Below are 929 nucleotides of genomic sequence, written 5' to 3'. Positions count from 1 at the left end.
CGTGAGAGAGTCGAACTTGACTTTTACCTGGAATAGCGGCGAGGGTGATGTTACCGTTTTCTGTGGCTACGGTTCCTGTTGAGATGATTCCCCCTCCTACCATCCAGAGGCTTTCTCCTGGTTTGACGGCGAGGTTGGCTTCGTTGACGATCCAACTGGGGTTATTTTGGTCGAAGATTAAACTTGTCGGGTTGCCAATTAAGGTGCTGTAGTTGTTGTTTCCGTAGGCATTGAAGTAAGCATCTCCAAAGCCGATTCTGGTGGCGGTTGTGGCTCCAAAACTGCCTGGTACGTCTAAACTTGCTCCTTGGGTGAAGACCCATCCGGAGGGGTTCATGAGGAATAGGTTAGAATTGCCTCCGGTGAGTTGGATTAGTCCTTGAATAATGCTGGGGTTTCCTCCTGTGACTCTTCCGACGACGTTGAGGATGTCGGGGTTGGAGAGGAAGTTGGCGATTTCTTGGGGGTTGAGTCCGAATTCCTGAAACGAGTGGAATAAGTTAGCTCCGGCTTGGGTGCCGCCGTTAATATGGTAGGTGTTGCCGTTGTAGTTGATTATTGTCCCGGTGCCGTCGGGGGCTGCTGTTATGGATGTTTGCGCCTGGGCGGTGAGGGGTTTTGCTCCGATTAACCAAGTTAACAGGAGGAGAGACAGGAGTTTTGGCAGTTTGAGTTTTTTCACGATGGGGGGACTCGGCAATTTTCCCTTTTCAGTGTAATCCCTGAAACTTAGATAGTCTACTTTTTTGCGATTTCTTTACAATTTACTCTTCGGGAGAGAATATTCTTGAGTTGCCAGGATGAGTGTAATTTTCAGAATGAATACTATCATTAAAATCTAGGGAGCGAGACGCTAAAATCTAGGGAGCGAGACGCTAAAATCTAGGGAGCGAGACGCTAAAATCTAGGGAGCGAGACGCTAAAATCTA

General features: G+C 48.1%; 1 protein-coding gene. It reads right to left on the bottom strand.

Annotation, left to right across the window (positions count from 1 at the left end):
• Positions 1–682 (bottom strand): filamentous hemagglutinin N-terminal domain-containing protein (locus tag JUI58_RS11200; RefSeq protein WP_204103871.1); only part of this gene is annotated, 682 nt, incomplete at its 3' end.
• Positions 683–929: the final 247 nt, after the last annotated feature.

It is taken from the genome of Spirulina sp. CCY15215, assembly GCF_016888125.1.
In the GTDB taxonomy this organism is placed as follows: Bacteria; Cyanobacteriota; Cyanobacteriia; order Cyanobacteriales; family Spirulinaceae; genus CCY15215.
The sequence above is the reverse complement of the archived record's forward strand: the minus strand, read 5'-3'. Positions and strand labels throughout refer to the sequence as shown.